Source organism: Nioella sp., from assembly GCF_964229645.1.
In the GTDB taxonomy this organism is placed as follows: domain Bacteria; phylum Pseudomonadota; class Alphaproteobacteria; order Rhodobacterales; family Rhodobacteraceae; genus Nioella.
Genome location: NZ_CAXREX010000062.1, coordinates 1 through 14,717 on the forward strand (window position 1 = coordinate 1; position 14,717 = coordinate 14,717).

Here is a 14,717-nt window from a genome sequence, read left to right on the forward strand (position 1 = left end):
GTCGATCCACGCCTGAACGGGCCGGAAGAAGACGGCGCGATCCTGGCCTTCGATACCGGGCCGGGGAATGCCCCGCTCGATGACCTGATGCGCGCCCGCCGGGGCATGGCGCGGGACGAGGGCGGCGCTCTGGCCCGTTCCGGCAGCGTGGATCAGGCAATCGTAAAGGCCGCGATCCGTCGGCCTTTCATGTCAAGAATGCCTCCGAAGTCTCTGGATAGGAACGATTTTTCAGACATATTGGCGCGGGTTGAGGCCTTGCCTGACGCCGATGCGGCAGCAACACTGGTGGCGATCACCGTGGCCTGCGTTGCCGAGGGGCTGACCCATTGCCCCGAGCCTCCCGCCCGGGTCCTGGTTTGTGGCGGCGGGCGGCACAACGCGGCGATGATGTCGGGGCTGGGCGAGGCGCTAGCCTGTCCGGTCGAACCGGTCGAAGCGGTCGGGCTCGACGGCGACATGCTGGAGGCGCAGGCTTTCGCCTTCCTCGCCGTGCGCGTGGCGCGCAAGATGTCCACCTCGGGGCCGATGACCACGGGCGTCGCCGCGCAGGTTGGCGGCGGTCGGATCAGCCGGCCGCGCGGTTAGGGGCGCAGGGTGTCGGCGTAGTCTTTCGCAAAGGCCGGGTAGCTGGGCGAGGTGCTTTTCAGCAGCGGCGCAAGATCCCGGTTCAGCTCGGGCAGCTTGTGGAAGGGCACGTTTGGGAAACTGTGATGTTCCGCATGGAAGGGCATGTTCCAGGCGATGAAGCGCACGGGCCAGCCCGCATAGGTGGTGCGGGAGTTTTCCAGCATGTTGGCCACCGGTGGACAGCGGCCATGTTCGGCCAGCAGGTAAAGCCTCAGGAATGGCTGGCCGATCAGCACCGGCAGGATCCAGAGCCATAGTGCCAGAGGCGACCACATGAGGCTGAGGGCAATCAGCGCGTAAAGGGCCAGCAGCACCCGCGCCTCGCGCCGGATTGCGCCATGCTGGCGGGCAGGCAGGTAGGGGGCGTCGATCGAGCCAAAAGCATTGCGCCAGAGCGTGCCCGCCATGCCCCGCCAATAGCCCCATCCGCTGAGATAGATCAGGAATTGCGGCCATGTCTCGGGGCGGGGCCCGTGTTCCAGTTCCGGGTCGCGCTCGGGGTCATTGGTGAACTTGTGATGGGCGAGGTGAAAATAGCGAAACCATGTGAAGGGCAGCATCAGGGGCAGGCTGACCGCAGGGCCCACGAGATCGTTCATCCAGCGCGTCCTGAATGGCGTGTAATGGGTGCATTCATGGCTGAGCGTGAAGAGGAACACCGTCAAAACACCTAGCGGCAGCAGTGCCAGCCACCAGCCGGGCCAGCCCATGACGATTGGCAGCGCAAAGGCCCCCAAGGCCGCGACATGCCCGGCAAGATGCAGCAGGCCCCTCAGGTCGGATCGTTCCTGCAAGGCCTCTTTGCGGGCAGCGGGCAGGGCGGCGAGGGCGGATTTGTGGTCCATCTCACCCCCTTGGGATGTCGAAGCCGGGGGCGGCAAGTTCGAACCCGTCGAAGCGGAAGCCCGGGCTGACCGTGCAGCTGACCAACGTGTAATCACCCGTCGTGCGCGCCGCCTGCCAGTGATGCGGCGGGACGAGGATCTGAGGGCGGCCTTCGCGCAAGTCCGGCGTCAGAAGATGGTCGGTCGCGGGGCCCTCACCGGTTTCGCTCATCGACAGGACCAGAGGCGCGCCCGAATGGTAAAGCCAGATCTCGGCGGCATCGACCCGGTGCCAATGGCTGGCCTCGCCCTCTTTCAGCAGGAAATAGATGCAGGTGCCCGTGGGCCGGTCCTCATTGTCGGCTACCCAGGTCTGCCGGTAATGGCCGCCTTCCGGATGCGGCTCCAGCCCGAGCGTGGCGATGATCTCGTCTGCGGTCATGTTGAATGCGAAACCTTTGTCCGGGTCAAATTTTGGAATTGATACAACCCATGGTAGCATCGTGGACGCAAACGAGGGGCATGATTCCATAAAACCATTCCAGAATGTGGGGGGGAATATGCCAGTTCATCAAGGTCATTGTTTTTGTGGTGCCGTTGAAATCGAGGTCTCGGGGGATCCTGCGGGCATGGGCTATTGCCATTGCGAGTCCTGCCGGTCGTGGTCGGCCGGACCTGTCAACGCGTTTACCCTTTGGGCACCGGACGCGGTGAAGGTTACCAAGGGGGCCGACAAGCTTGCGCGGTTCATGAAGACGGAAAACAGCGGGCGCCAATACTGCACCCAATGTGGTGGGCATGTCATGACGGACCATCCCGGCCTTGGGCTGGTCGACGTCTATGCCGCAACGATCCCGTCACTGGCCTTCGAGCCGGGCGTCCATGTGAACTACGCCGAAACCGTGTTGCCAATGAAGGACGGATTGCCCAAGTTCCGTGATTTCCCGGCAGATTTCGGCGGCAGCGGGGAGATGGTGGAGGAATAGCCTGCCGTTTCAGAACCCCGGCGTGCCCCGGTCCTCGGGATGGCGGTCAAGGTGGCTTGCCTTGATCCCTTCCGAGGTCTGGCGGCTGCCGTCGTGGCTCCAGCCCGGGGGCGCGACGGCGTATAGGATGCGCTCACGCAGCGTGAGTCCACGCTGTGTCATGTCCTTGAAGATGCCGACCCATTCGTGAAAGGCCACGCGCAGCGGGTTGAAGGTGCCGAGGTTGTGGACAAGCCCGTAATCGACGCGATCTTCGTCCAGTTCGGGCACGAAGGTTTCGAACATCCTGTCCCAGATGATGAAGACGCCCGCGTAGTTGCAATCGAGATAGCGCGCATTGCGGCCATGGTGCACGCGATGGTGGCTTGGCGTGTTCATCACCGCTTCGATCCAGCGGGGAAGCTTGCCGATCGCCTCGGTGTGGATCCAGAACTGGTAAATCAGGTTCAGACCCCCGACGAAAAGCACCATCGCCGGGTGAAAGCCCAGAAGGATGAGTGGCGCGCGCACCACCATCATGAAGGTGAAGGTGTAGGTCCAGGTCTGGCGCAGCGCCGTGGTCAGGTTGTCATGCTGGCGGGAATGGTGGTTCACATGGCTGGCCCAGACCCACCTGATCCGGTGACCGAAGCGATGGACCCAGTAATAGCGCAGGTCATCGAGCACGAAGCACAGCGCCACCACCCACCACGCAGACCCGAGGTCGAGCGGGGTCAGCGCCCAGAGCCACATGAAGAAGCCCCAGGCGATGAAGCCAAGCGCGATGCCGCTGGCCACGTTGCCTGCCCCCATGATGAGCGAGGTCACCGCGTCGCGGGTCTCATAGCGCCCGCCCTTGCCCCTGAGGGTGATCCACAGCAGTTCCACCAGGATCGCGGCGATGAAGAAGGGCACCGCCCATTGCACGACATCGGGATAATTCAACTGGTCGGTCATGGTCTCTCCGACAGGGTCTGTTGCCAGCGGGCGCGGGCCTCGGGGTCGAGCGCCACGTCGAGGCGCGGGGTGGCGAAATCGTGGAAGAGGATGCGCAGACCGCCGGGTGTTTCGTGGATATCGGCACCATCAAGCCGATGGCCGCTGCTGTCGGCCCCCATGGTGAAGACCACGCCGAGGCCATGGTCCGTCCCGATCAGCGCGGCAGAGCCGTCGGGGGCAAGCAGGACGTTTGTGATCCGGTCCTCTGGCCAGCTGCGCAGCCAGGCGGCGCGGGCGTCGTCCTCGGACGCGAAACGATAGGGGCGGGCAAGGCCGAGCGCCCATGTGAGCGCGGCAATGCCGCCGATGCCGCCGACGACGAGGATGATCAGAATGTGCAGGGGCATGGCCCGTATCCTCCCGCGCGCAAGAAAAGCGGGAGGGTTTCGCGCTGTCAAACGGGGCGTCGCGTCAAGGGGCGCGACCCTGCGGGTCGCTACCCCCCGCCAGCAAGGAAGGCGCGGATTTCGGCCAGAACCGCCTCGGGCGCGTCGTCGACGCTGTCATGGCCCGCGCCGGGAATGACGGACAGCCGCGCGTCGCCGTAAAGCGCCAGGTGGGCGCGTTGGTGGTCTTCCCCGATCCAGGTGCTGCACGCCCCCGTAATCAGCAGGACAGGGCCGGCGAAGCGGTGTGCCTGCCCGCCGAGAGCGTCGAAATCTTCCGCGCTGGCCTGCGTCTGCACCGCTTGCCCCGCCGCACCGCCCGCGCGCCAGCCTGGGCTGTCGTAGCTTTCGCCGGGGCAGGCATAGCCCGAGGCGGGATCGGAGGCGAAGGCGTGCATCATCTGCCCGATGAGGAAATCCTGTGCGGCGGCCTCGTCGGGCCCGTCCACATGGGCCGAGGCAAAGCCTGTGCGCAGGCCAAGCCAGATCATGCCCGGCTGGCGGATGATCTCTTGCGAGCGCAAACCCCAGGCCTGGGCGTCATCGGCAGACAGGAAGCCCGGCTCGATCAGCACCGCCGCGGCAACCCGGTCGGGGCTTGCGCCAAGGAATGCGCTGGCCAGCATCGCGCCCCAGCTGTGGCCGACAAGGATCGCGGGCGCGTCGGGGCTGACGTGGTCGAGCACGCCGGACAGCTCCTGCAAGTGGGTCTGCAGCGTCAGCTCTTCGGCAGGCACCCGTTCCGACAGGCCCGCGCCGCGCTGGTCGTAGAAAGTGACGTGGTAGCTGTCGGCAAGCGCCTGCAAGGGCAGGAGCGAGCGGTAATCCGCCCCCGGGCCCCCGTGAAGGACGACGATGGCCGTGTTGGCGGGGTCGCCGAAGCTTTCGGAATGGAGCGTGACGCCGCCTACCTCGATCCGGGGCAGGGCGGGGTCATCGGTGACGGTGGCGGGCACGGGATACTCCCCCATGGTCCCGACATAAAGCGCCCCTGCCGCAACCAGCAGGAGCGCGACAAGCGCGGCAAGTCCTTTGAAAACCCGCCGCATGGCTTAGCGCAGGATCGAGCGGCCCGCGTATTCGGCGGTCTCGCCCAGCATCTCTTCGATGCGGATCAGCTGGTTGTATTTCGCCAGCCGGTCAGACCGCGCGAGGCTCCCGGTCTTGATCTGCCCGCAATTGGTGGCGACCGCGAGATCGGCAATGGTCGCGTCTTCGGTCTCGCCCGAGCGGTGCGACATGACGTTGGTCATGCGGTTGCGATGGGCCAGGTCGACGGCCTTCAGTGTCTCGGTCAGGGTGCCGATCTGGTTGACCTTCACCAGCATCGAGTTGGCGCAGCCGCGCTCGATGCCCATGGCCAGCCGCTTGGGGTTGGTCACGAACAGGTCGTCGCCCACAAGCTGCACCTTGCCGCCCAGTTCATCGGTCAGCATCTTCCAGCCATCCCAGTCGTCCTCGGAACAGCCATCTTCGATCGACAGGATCGGGTAATCTGCGCAAAGCGCGGCAAGGTAGGCCACGTTTTCCTCGGCCGAGAGCGTCTTGCCTTCGCCCGACAGCACGTATTTCCCATCCTTGAAATACTCGGTCGAGGCGCAGTCGAGCGCCAGCATGATGTCGTCGCCGGGGGTGTAGCCGGCCTTCTCGATCGATTTCAGCACGAAATCGAGCGCGTCGCGGGTCGAGGAGAGGTTGGGCGCGAAGCCGCCTTCATCGCCCACGCCGGTGGCCAGACCCGCAGCGGACAGTTCCTTCTTCAGGGTGTGGAACACCTCCGAGCCCATGCGCACCGCGTCGCGGATATTGCCCGCGCTCACCGGCATGATCATGAATTCCTGGATGTCGATCGGGTTATCGGCATGCTCGCCGCCATTGATGATGTTCATCATCGGCACGGGCAGAACGCAGGCCGAGGTGCCGCCCACGTAGCGATAGAGCGGCTGCGCGGTGAAATCTGCGGCGGCCTTCGCGGCGGCCAGCGACACGCCGAGGATGGCGTTGGCGCCAAGGCGCCCCTTGTTCTCGGTGCCGTCAAGCTCGATCATCGCGGCGTCGATGGCGGCCTGTTCGGTGGCGTCAAAGCCCACCAGCGCTTCGGCCAGTTCGCCGTTCACGGCGGCCACGGCCTCCAGCACGCCTTTGCCGAGATAGCGCGACTTGTCGCCGTCGCGCTTTTCCACGGCTTCATGCACGCCGGTCGATGCACCCGAGGGCACGGCGGCGCGGCCCATGGTGCCGTCTTCCAGGATCACGTCGACCTCGACCGTCGGGTTGCCCCGGCTGTCGAGAATTTCACGGCCGATGATGTCGATGATGGTGCTCATGGGGTCTCACCTTGGAACATGGGATCAGTCGCGCTGACCTATAGCAGGGGCGCGGCGAAAGTAAACCGTTTATGGTAGCGCTAACGGGCCTTGTTTCGCAGGGGGTGATAACTGTTTGCGCCAACAGGGGCGCTGCGGGACCTTACGCCGCAGCCCGCGCTGCACGGCGCGCCTTACGGGCCAGGTGGCGTTCCCGCAGGAAGGTATAGAGCCCGGTCCCGATGATCAGCGCAGCCCCGGTCAGCGTCAGCGCATCGGGGCGCTCGCCAAAGACCAGAACACCCGCGATGAGAGAGAAGACCAGCCGTGTATAGCGGAAGGGCTGCACCGCCGAGGCATCGGCCATGCGCATCGCCTGCACGATGGCGTAATACCCGGTCACCGAGAACAGGAGCGTGCCCGCGATGAGCAGGAACTGGGACCCTTCGGGGTGAACCATATCCGTGCCTTGCAGCCACAGCAGAAGCCCTCCGGCGAGGATCAGCGATGCAAAGCCCTGGAAGGACACGACCAGCGAACTGACATCGCCGGGAATGCGCCGGGTGATGAGATCGCGGAAGGCGACGGCGGCGACGGTGAGCAGCACGAAGAGCGCATTGGGCTCGAACCCGTCGAGTCCGGGCCGGATGATCATCAGAACGCCCACGAAGCCAATGGCGATGGCGCTCCAGCGTCGCCAGCCAACCTGTTCACCGAAGAAGAGCGCCGCCCCCGCCGTAATGGCCAGGGGCGTGGCCTGGAACACGGCGGCAACGACTGAGATGTCGACCAGGGACAGGGCGGTCACGAAGGTGGTGGCCGATACCGCCTCGGCCAGCGCGCGCAGCCACAAGGCCGGGGTCCAGGCCCGCCGTGCCCAGAGCTTCTGCCCCCGCGCCAGCGCCATCACCGCGAAGATCGCGCTCGCGCCAATGCCCAGGATCACCAGGATCTGCCCGGTGGGGAACCATTCCGACAGATGCTTGATCAGCGCATCCTCGGCCGTGAAGGCGGCCATGGCGGCGATGACAAGAAGGATGCCGTTGAGATTGTTCATGACAGGCGCGCCGTGATCTGGGTGGGTGATCCCGCCTTGGACCCAGTTTCACGGCAGCACAAGTACCATCCTGCACGGGCGCGATGATTTCCCCTGATCGCAAGGATCAGCTTTTGGAATGCAGACGTTCACGCCAGGCGGAATAAAGCCCCGCCGCCAGGATCAGCGCGGCGCCGGCATAGGCCAGCGCATCGGGGCGTTCGGCAAAGATCGCCATTCCCAGAACCAGGCCGAAAACCAGTCTTGAGTAGCGAAAGGGGGTCACGGCCCCGATCTCACCCACGCGCATGGCGGCGGTGATCGCGTAGTAGCCGCCGATCGTGGTGGCGAAGGTAAAGATCAGCAGCCCCCAATCCCCGGCAGTTGGCCAGATCGGGGCCTGCCCGAACACGATCAGGATCGCGCCCGTGGGCACCAGGGCAAAGAAGCCCACCGTGGCCAGTTGCAGGTTTTCCAGGTCTCGCGGCGCGGCGCGCGTGGCCAGGTCGCGGGCGGCAAGGCCCAGCATCGCCACGATGATCCACAAGGCTTGTGGCGAAAAGCCCTCGAACCCGGGGCGCAGGATGATGAGCACCCCGACAAGGCCGGCGACAATGGCGCTCCAACGCCTGATACCGACCTGTTCGCCGAAGATCCTCGCCGCCCCCATCGTGACGACGAGGGGTGCGGCCTGAAGGATCGCGGTGACCAGCGACAGGGGGTTGAGCGTCAGTGCCAAGACCATGCCGGCACCTGCCACGATTTCCGCCAGGAACCGCAGGCCGACCGCCGGGTGCCAGACAGCGCGGGGCAAGAGCGGCAGGCCCCGCGCCCGCGTCCAAACTGCAAAGACAATGGTGCCGACGATCCCCATAGTGCCCATGATCTGCCCCGGCGGCACCGCGCCCGCCAGGAGCTTGATGCCCACATCGCCAAGCGCGAAACCGGCCATGGCCAGCACCATCAGCAGGATGCCGCGCAGATTGTCAGTGGCAGAAGTCATGTTTCGGGGTCCGTCTGGCAGACCCCCGGTGTCGCCCCATTCCGGGCCGGGGTCCAGCCCTATTTGCGGATCGGGACGCCGTAGAGTTCCAGCTTGTGCCCCTTCAACCGGTAGCCAAGCTTTTCGGCGATCTTTTCCTGAAGCGCCTCGATCTCGGGGTCGACGAACTCGATCACCTCGCCGGAATTGATGTCGATCAGGTGGTCGTGGTGGTCGCGGTCGGCATCTTCGTAACGCGCGCGGCCATCACCGAATTCCAGCTTCTCAAGGATACCGGCCTCGTCGAAGAGCTTGACGGTGCGATAGACCGTGGCAATCGAGATGTTCGGGTCCTGGGCGCTGGCGCGGGCGTAAAGCTCTTCCACATCCGGGTGGTCCGACGAGTCTTCCAGCACGCGGGCGATCACGCGCCGCTGCTCGGTCATGCGCAGGCCCTTGGCCTCGCAGCGCTGTTCGATGGTTTCGGGCATCGCTGGCCTCCCGGTCGTCTCGGGGGATGGGTCTAGCGCATCAGGCGCGGTCTGGAAAAGCCCTTTCCGCCCGCCCGCGTCAGGAAATCCTCCGCCAGCGCAGCCTTTTGGTGTCGAGCGCGTGGACCCCCTCGAAATCGCGGAAGCCGGGGTCGATCTTGCCGCCCGATGCGATGATTTCCCCGTCTTGCAGGGTGGCGCTGTGGCGGCTGATCCAGCCGGGATTGTCGCCGGTGGTCTGAACGCGCGTCACGCGCCAAGACTTCAGGTCGAGCCGCAGCACCTGCGTGATGCCGTCCTGCCGTTGCCCCCGGTAGCCCAGGTTGCCGATGATCAGGATGTGATCACCCATCAGCGTGGCAGTGTGGAAGTCGGTCGGCGGGAAGTCCTCGACCGGGTAGGTGAAGTATTCGACCCCGCCCGCGCCATCCAGCACGCAGACATCGTTGTAGATGCAGAAATCGGGGTCGTAGGAATCCTCGTGCTCGCCCGCGATCAGAACCAGCCGCCCGTCGGGCAGCCGCGTGACCGTGCGCCCGAAGCGCTCGAAACTGAAAGCGGGCGATAGCTGCCACGGATGCGGATTCGCCCCTTCCCCGAAATGGCGGCGCAACCCGCCATAGGCACTGTCGAAGCTGCGAATCTGCTCGATGTAGAAGGGGTTGACCATCGGTTGCGGGTTGCGGTCCCCGCGCTGGACCGGGGCAAAGCGCGTCGCGTCCCTGGGCAGGTTCTGTGCCGGGATGCGATCCGCCCCGGTGGCCACGGCCATGACGTCCCGGTCGAAGGCCGCGAAATCGGCGCCCCGGGCCGCCAGCAGGCGGACAATCTCCGGGTCATAGGCCTCGGCGGCCACGGGTTCGGCGAAAAGCCGACCCTCGGGCGCATGGGTGATCGCGTTCACCTCGGCCCCGTGATCGAGCAGCAATTCGACCATGTCGGCCCGTTTCCAGCCCACGGCCTGCGACAGCAGCGTGCGCCCCTGATACCAGCCGTTGACCTCGGCCCCGGCGGCCAGGCGCTCCATCACCTCGGCGCGCGCAAGTGCGGTCAGCTCCGGCTCGCCGAAGCCTGCCTCGCCTTCCAGAAGCACCAGAAAGGCGCTGGCCAGTGCCGGGTCGGGGGTGGTCACGGCTCCAGTTCCAGTTCCGGTTCGCGGCCCACGCGGGTGACAAGCCGTGCCACCGTCAGCCCCTGCACAATGATTGAGAAGACCACGATCATGTAGGTGGCGCCCAGGATAAGCGGCTTCCAGTCGCTGTCGGGCAGGGACAGCGCCAGCGCGACCGAGATGCCACCCTTGAGCCCGCCCCATGTCATGATCTGCACCACGCCGGGCGAAAAGCGGCGGAACGGGCGCAAGGCGAGGATCGGCACCGCGACTGCGACCAGCCGCGCCAGAAGAGCCAGCGCGATGGCCGCCGCCCCGGTCAGCAGCACGTCGCCCGAGAAGGCCACCGCGAAGACCTCGAAGCCGATCAGCAGGAAGAGCACCGCGTTCAGGATCTCGTCAACGAGGGTCCAGAAACTGTCAACATGGGCGCGGGTTTCGGCGCTCATCCCGCCCTTGGGGCCGGTATGGCCGATCAGCAGCCCGGCAACCACGGCCATGATCGGGGCAGACACATGCAGCGCAATGGCCAGTTCGTAGCCGCCGAAGGCAAGCCCAAGCGTGAGAAGCACCTCCAGCGAGGGATCGTCGATGCGCCGCATCACCCGGAAGGTCAGCCAGCCCGCCACGGCCCCGAGGGCCGCGCCGCCCAAGGCTTCCTGCACGAACAATGTCGCCGCATCCGCAAGCCCCCCGCCACCATGGTCATCGCCGCCGTGGGAAAAGGCGAGCCCCACGAGGACGAGAAAGACGACATAGCCCACCCCGTCATTGAACAGGCTTTCCCCGGCGATCTTGGTTTCGAGAGATTTCGGCAGGTTGGCCGCGCGCAGCACGCCCAGAACGGCCACCGGATCGGTCGGCGTCACGATCACGCCGAAGACCAGCGCGACCAGGAGTGGCATGCCCGTCAGCCACGAAAACCCGACGCCGATGATGACGGTCGACAGCCCCACGCCAAGCGTGGCCATCAGCGCCACGACCTTCCATTCCGCGCGCAGGTCTTCCACCTTCACATGCAGCGCCCCGGCAAAGAGCAAAAGCCCCAGCATCCCTTCCAGAAGCGCCTCGGAGAAGTCGATTTCCGTGATCAGCAGGCGGAGTTGGTCATCGATGCCAAATCGCGGCAGCACCGCGTCGAGCCCCATCACCACCAGCGAGGCCACGAGGGCCACCACCATGATGCCAATGGCGGCGGGCAGGCGCAGGTAAAGATAGTTCACCGCCCCGAAGGCCCCGGCCAGCACGATGAGAAGCGAAGTGATCTGAAGAAGCGTCATGAGAAACGGTCCGGGCTTGCGTTCTGTTTTCCATGCCTTAGCACGGGCGGGCGGGTGCTTGACACTGCCCGTGGGTCGGGTCTTGTGTCCGGATGGTTCACTTGTGAAGGACAAGACATGGAGCGCAAATCCGCAATCGACCTGTTCGGCGCGGTCTCTCTGATCGGCTTCTCCATGCTGCTTGCGGTCAACCAGGTGGCGATCAAGCTTGGCAATACCGGGTTTCAACCCGTCTTCATGGCGGGCGCGCGCTCTGTCGGGGCGCTTGCCGTGCTGCTGATCTGGATGCGCCTGCGCGGTGTGCCGTTTCGCATCATGCCGGGAACCGTGCCGATGGGGATCTTGCTGGGCACGCTTTTTTCGATCGAGTTCGCCTGTCTCTTCTTCGCGCTTGACTGGACAACCGTGGCGCGCACCTCGATCCTGTTTTACACGATGCCTGTCTGGCTGGGCTTTGCCGCCCATTTCCTGATCGAGGGCGACCGGCTGACCCCGCGCAAGCTGATGGGGCAGGGGCTGGCCGTCGCGGGTGTGGTGGTGGCGGTCACCATGCGTGCAGAGGGTGGCGAGGCGACGCTTCTGGGCGATGCACTGGCGCTGGCGGGGGCGTTTTGCTGGGCCGGCATCGCGCTGATCGCGCGGATATCACCCATCAGCAAATCGCCGCCCGAGATGCAGCTTTTCTGGCAGCTGGCCGTGTCCGGGCCTGCGCTGGTTCTGCTGGCTCTGTGGTTCGGGCCCTTCCTGCGCGACCCGCAGCTCTATCACTGGGCGATCCTTGGCTTCCAGATCGTCTTTATCGCCTCGCTGGGCTTCCTGTTCTGGTTCTGGCTTCTGTCAATCTACCCGGCCTCGTCCGTGGCATCGTTCAGCTTCCTGTCACCCGTGCTGGGCGTGGCGCTGGGTTGGCTCTTGCTGGGCGAGCATGTGGGGCCGCAGATCCTGCTGGCACTGGTGCTGGTCTGCGCGGGGCTGATCCTGATCAACCGTCCACGCAAAGATCGGCCCAGATAGGTAGGTGGTCCGAGGCGCGGCCCGCTTCGCCCGCGCGACAGGTGCCCATCTGCCGAACCTTCAAACCCGGCCCCGTCGCCACCCGGTCGAGCGCGGCCATGGGCCTGCGCGCGGGAAAGCTGCGGCCGGGGTTGTGCAGCTCGAAATAGGGGTCGAGTGGGGCAAAGCCTGCATGCGGGGCCCATTCGTTGAGATCGCCGAGCAGCACCGTGGGGGCCTCTTTGCTCAGGTTGAGCGCGGCCATGATCTGCGTCATCTGCCGCTGGCGGTCACGCCGCCTCAGTCCCAGATGGGTCGCCACAACGCGCAGCTGCCCGGAGGGGCCGGACAGATCCGCGATCAGCGCCCCGCGCGGTTCCAGCCCCGGCAGGGGCAGGCGGTGCAGGTCGTCCATCCGCCAGCCCCCCGCCAGAAGCAGCCCGTTGCCATGCCAGCCAAGGCTGACCGTCGTTTCCGCGACCGGGGCAGGCGCGAGCCCGGCCTCCTCTTCCAGCACGGCGCGGGGCAGGGCGGTCGGGCGCGGCGGCAGGCGTCGGTCGATCTCCTGCACCGCGATCACGTCGGCAGAAAGCCCCGCCAGCACGCGCGCCACGCGATGCGGATCGCGCCGGCGGTCGAGACCGACGCATTTGTGCAGGTTGTAGCTGGCGACGCGGATGTCGCCGGGGGATTTGCTCGGCGGGGATGGCATGGGTCAACTGTGCAGGCGGCGGGCGCGGGCGCAAGCCCCGCCATGGTGGCTCAGGTGCCGCAGAAGGTCTGTCGCACCACTTCCTCGGGGCGTGGGGCGAGGGCCAGGTCACGCGCCTCCGGCTGGTCATCGAAGGGATGGGCCAGAACGCGCACGAGGCGCTCGAACGGCGCGTAATCGCCGTCGACCGCGGCCGCGATGGCCTCCTCCACCCGGTGGTTGCGGGCGATGAAGGCGGGGTTGGCGGCCTGCATCCGGGCGATGCGCGCGCTTTCAGGCCCGTTCTGCCCCACCCGTGCGCGCCAGCGCGGCAGCCAGTCATCCAGCAGCGCGGGATCGGAAAACTCCGTGCGTGCCGTGGTCGGGTCGGCGCCCGACAGCGCCCGGAACACGCGGGTGAAATCCGCCTGCCCCTTGGCCATGCGCAGCAGCAGGTCATAGGCCAGCGAGGCCTCTGGCTCGCCCATGCGGGAAAGCCCCAGCTTCGCGGCATAGACCTCTTCCCAGGCCGTGGCGAAGAGATCGGCAAAGCCTTCGATCACCCGGGTCGCCACCTCGACCGCCTCCTTGTGTGCCAGTCCCATGATCGGCAACAGCGCGGTGGCGAACTGGGCCAGGTTCCACACGGCGATTTCGGGCTGCTTGCGGAAGGCGTAGCGCCCGAACTGGTCGATCGAGGAAAACACCATGTCGGGGTGATAGGCATCCATGAAGGCGCAAGGGCCGTAGTCGATGGTTTCCCCCGCGACCGACATGTTGTCGGTGTTCATGACCCCGTGGATGAAGCCCACGCCCATCCATCGGGCAATGAGCCGCGCCTGCGCGGCCACGACCGCCGAGAGCAGGTCAAGCGGTGTCTCGGCCTCGGGGTAGTGGCGGGCGATCACGTGATCGGTCAGTGTGCGCAGCGCCTTTTCATCGCCGCGCGCGGCGAAATACTGGAACGTGCCCACGCGGATATGAGAACGTGCCACGCGGGTCAGCACCGCACCGGGGCGCACGCGTTCGCGATGCACTTCCTCGCCCGTGGCCACGGCTGCCAGCGCGCGGGTGGTGGGAATGCCGAGCGCATGCATCGCCTCGCTGACCACGTATTCACGCAGCACCGGCCCAAGCCAGGCCCGCCCGTCGCCCCGGCGCGAGAAGGGCGTCGGGCCGGAGCCCTTGAGCTGGATGTCGCGCCGCGTTCCGTCGGTGCCGATCACCTCGCCAAGCAGCACGGCGCGCCCGTCGCCAAGCTGCGGCACCCACCCTCCGAACTGGTGGCCCGCATAGGCCTGCGCCAGCGGGGCCGCGCCTTGTGGCACATGGTTCCCCGCCAGCATCGCCACGCCCTCGGGGCTTTCGAGCCAGTCCGCATCGAGCCCAAGCTCGGCGGCAAGGTCCGCGTTCACCTTGATCAGTGCCGGGGCCCGAACAGGGGTGGGGGCGAGCGGCCGGAAGAAACGCTCGGGCAGGCGGGCATAGGAATTGTCGAAGGCGATCTGCATGGGGGTGTCCTCTCGCCGCTTTAGTTAATGTGCCTGCGGCGGGATACCAGAGGGCAGCAGGAGAGACATGAGATCATAACCCAGGACTTCACCAAAGCCCTGGCGCGCATAAAGCCGCCGGGCGCCGGGATTGTCGGGGGCTACATCGAGATTCAGCGCAACCAGGCCTTGCCCCGAAGCCCAGTCCACCAGGGCGCAGAGCGCTGACCGCCCCAGGCCCTGACCCCGGGATGCCGGCTGCACGTAGATCTCGTCGATCGCCGCCTCGCGCCCGCCCAGTTCGATGGAATACCCGAAGGCGATGGCGAGGTAGCCCACCGGAGTACCCGCGTCCTCGATCAGCCAGATCCGGCCCCGCTCGGGATGATCGAGAAGGCCGCGCAGCGTGTGGTCAAGGGCCGCCTTGGGGCGGGCGGAGATGCCCTCATGGGCGTGATAGGCCGCCACCAGCGGCAGGAGCACGGGCAGGTCATCCGCGCAGGCAAGGCGCAGGCTCACAGCCGGGCAATCCG

General features: G+C 66.2%; 17 protein-coding genes. 3 read left to right on the top strand and 14 right to left on the bottom strand.

The genetic code is table 11. The features are described from left to right. Positions 1-588, top strand: a 588-nt coding sequence (locus tag ACEQXV_RS04180) for an anhydro-N-acetylmuramic acid kinase (protein ID WP_370268035.1), incomplete at its 5' end; no start/stop codon positions are given. On the opposite strand, the gene ACEQXV_RS04185 is transcribed toward ACEQXV_RS04180, so the two are convergent. Then, positions 585-1,475, bottom strand: coding sequence for a fatty acid desaturase (locus ACEQXV_RS04185; protein ID WP_370268036.1), 891 nt, complete (start codon positions 1,473-1,475; stop codon positions 585-587). The two genes, ACEQXV_RS04180 and ACEQXV_RS04185, sit on opposite strands and share 4 nt — an antisense overlap. Before the next feature lies 1 nt (position 1,476). Further along, a complete protein-coding gene (locus tag ACEQXV_RS04190; protein ID WP_370268038.1) occupies positions 1,477-1,896 on the bottom strand; it encodes a cupin domain-containing protein in 420 nt (139 codons plus the stop codon). 187 nt (positions 1,897-2,083) lie between these two features. Between ACEQXV_RS04190 and ACEQXV_RS04195 the strand changes: the two genes are divergently transcribed. Further along, positions 2,084-2,440, top strand: coding sequence for a GFA family protein (locus ACEQXV_RS04195; RefSeq protein WP_370268039.1), 357 nt, complete (start codon positions 2,084-2,086; stop codon positions 2,438-2,440). 9 nt (positions 2,441-2,449) lie between these two features. On the opposite strand, the gene ACEQXV_RS04200 is transcribed toward ACEQXV_RS04195, so the two are convergent. The 9 genes from ACEQXV_RS04200 to ACEQXV_RS04240 all read right to left on the bottom strand — a co-directional run bounded on the left by ACEQXV_RS04200 (position 2,450) and on the right by ACEQXV_RS04240 (position 11,010). Beyond that, the gene (locus ACEQXV_RS04200) at positions 2,450-3,376 is read right to left on the bottom strand and encodes a sterol desaturase family protein (protein WP_370268041.1); all 927 of its coding nucleotides are present in this window, start codon (positions 3,374-3,376) and stop codon (positions 2,450-2,452) included. Beyond that, the gene (locus ACEQXV_RS04205; protein WP_370268042.1) at positions 3,373-3,765 is read right to left on the bottom strand and encodes a hypothetical protein; all 393 of its coding nucleotides are present in this window, start codon (positions 3,763-3,765) and stop codon (positions 3,373-3,375) included. Before ACEQXV_RS04205 ends, ACEQXV_RS04200 begins: the two co-directional genes overlap by 4 nt. 89 nt (positions 3,766-3,854) lie before the next feature. Further along, positions 3,855-4,853 carry an alpha/beta fold hydrolase gene (locus ACEQXV_RS04210; protein WP_370268043.1) on the bottom strand — a complete coding sequence of 333 codons (999 nt, stop codon included), beginning with the start codon at positions 4,851-4,853 and terminating at the stop codon, positions 3,855-3,857. Between the two features lie 3 nt (positions 4,854-4,856). After that, a complete protein-coding gene (gene eno, locus ACEQXV_RS04215; protein ID WP_370268045.1) occupies positions 4,857-6,131 on the bottom strand; it encodes a phosphopyruvate hydratase in 1,275 nt (424 codons plus the stop codon). 142 nt (positions 6,132-6,273) lie between these two features. Continuing rightward, on the bottom strand, positions 6,274-7,167 hold the full coding sequence (locus ACEQXV_RS04220) for a DMT family transporter (RefSeq protein WP_370252942.1): 894 nt from the start codon (positions 7,165-7,167) through the stop codon (positions 6,274-6,276). A 106-nt stretch (positions 7,168-7,273) separates the two neighbouring features. Then, positions 7,274-8,149: a DMT family transporter gene (locus ACEQXV_RS04225; RefSeq protein WP_370268046.1), complete on the bottom strand. Its 876-nt coding sequence runs from the start codon at positions 8,147-8,149 to the stop codon at positions 7,274-7,276. A 59-nt stretch (positions 8,150-8,208) separates the two neighbouring features. Beyond that, positions 8,209-8,619 (bottom strand): Fur family transcriptional regulator, encoded by a 411-nt coding sequence (locus ACEQXV_RS04230; RefSeq protein WP_370252157.1) that lies wholly within the window; start codon positions 8,617-8,619, stop codon positions 8,209-8,211. Between the two features lie 79 nt (positions 8,620-8,698). Beyond that, positions 8,699-9,751 carry a hypothetical protein gene (locus ACEQXV_RS04235; RefSeq protein WP_370268048.1) on the bottom strand — a complete coding sequence of 351 codons (1,053 nt, stop codon included), beginning with the start codon at positions 9,749-9,751 and terminating at the stop codon, positions 8,699-8,701. After that, entirely contained in the window at positions 9,748-11,010 is a 1,263-nt protein-coding gene (locus tag ACEQXV_RS04240; RefSeq protein ID WP_370268049.1) for a cation:proton antiporter, read from the bottom strand. The genes ACEQXV_RS04235 and ACEQXV_RS04240 overlap by 4 nt, the downstream gene beginning before the upstream one ends. Before the next feature lie 117 nt (positions 11,011-11,127). On the opposite strand from ACEQXV_RS04240, the gene ACEQXV_RS04245 reads away from it, so the two are divergent. Further along, a complete protein-coding gene (locus ACEQXV_RS04245; protein ID WP_370268050.1) occupies positions 11,128-12,024 on the top strand; it encodes a DMT family transporter in 897 nt (298 codons plus the stop codon). On the opposite strand, the gene ACEQXV_RS04250 is transcribed toward ACEQXV_RS04245, so the two are convergent. The 3 genes from ACEQXV_RS04250 to ACEQXV_RS04260 form a co-directional block, all read right to left on the bottom strand. Continuing rightward, a complete protein-coding gene (locus ACEQXV_RS04250; protein WP_370268051.1) occupies positions 11,993-12,715 on the bottom strand; it encodes an endonuclease/exonuclease/phosphatase family protein in 723 nt (240 codons plus the stop codon). The genes ACEQXV_RS04245 and ACEQXV_RS04250 overlap by 32 nt on opposite strands. 50 nt (positions 12,716-12,765) lie before the next feature. After that, positions 12,766-14,205: a YdiU family protein gene (locus ACEQXV_RS04255; protein WP_370268053.1), complete on the bottom strand. Its 1,440-nt coding sequence runs from the start codon at positions 14,203-14,205 to the stop codon at positions 12,766-12,768. Between the two features lie 24 nt (positions 14,206-14,229). Then, a partial coding sequence (locus ACEQXV_RS04260; RefSeq protein WP_370268054.1) for an N-acetyltransferase family protein occupies positions 14,230-14,717 on the bottom strand: 488 nt, incomplete at its 5' end.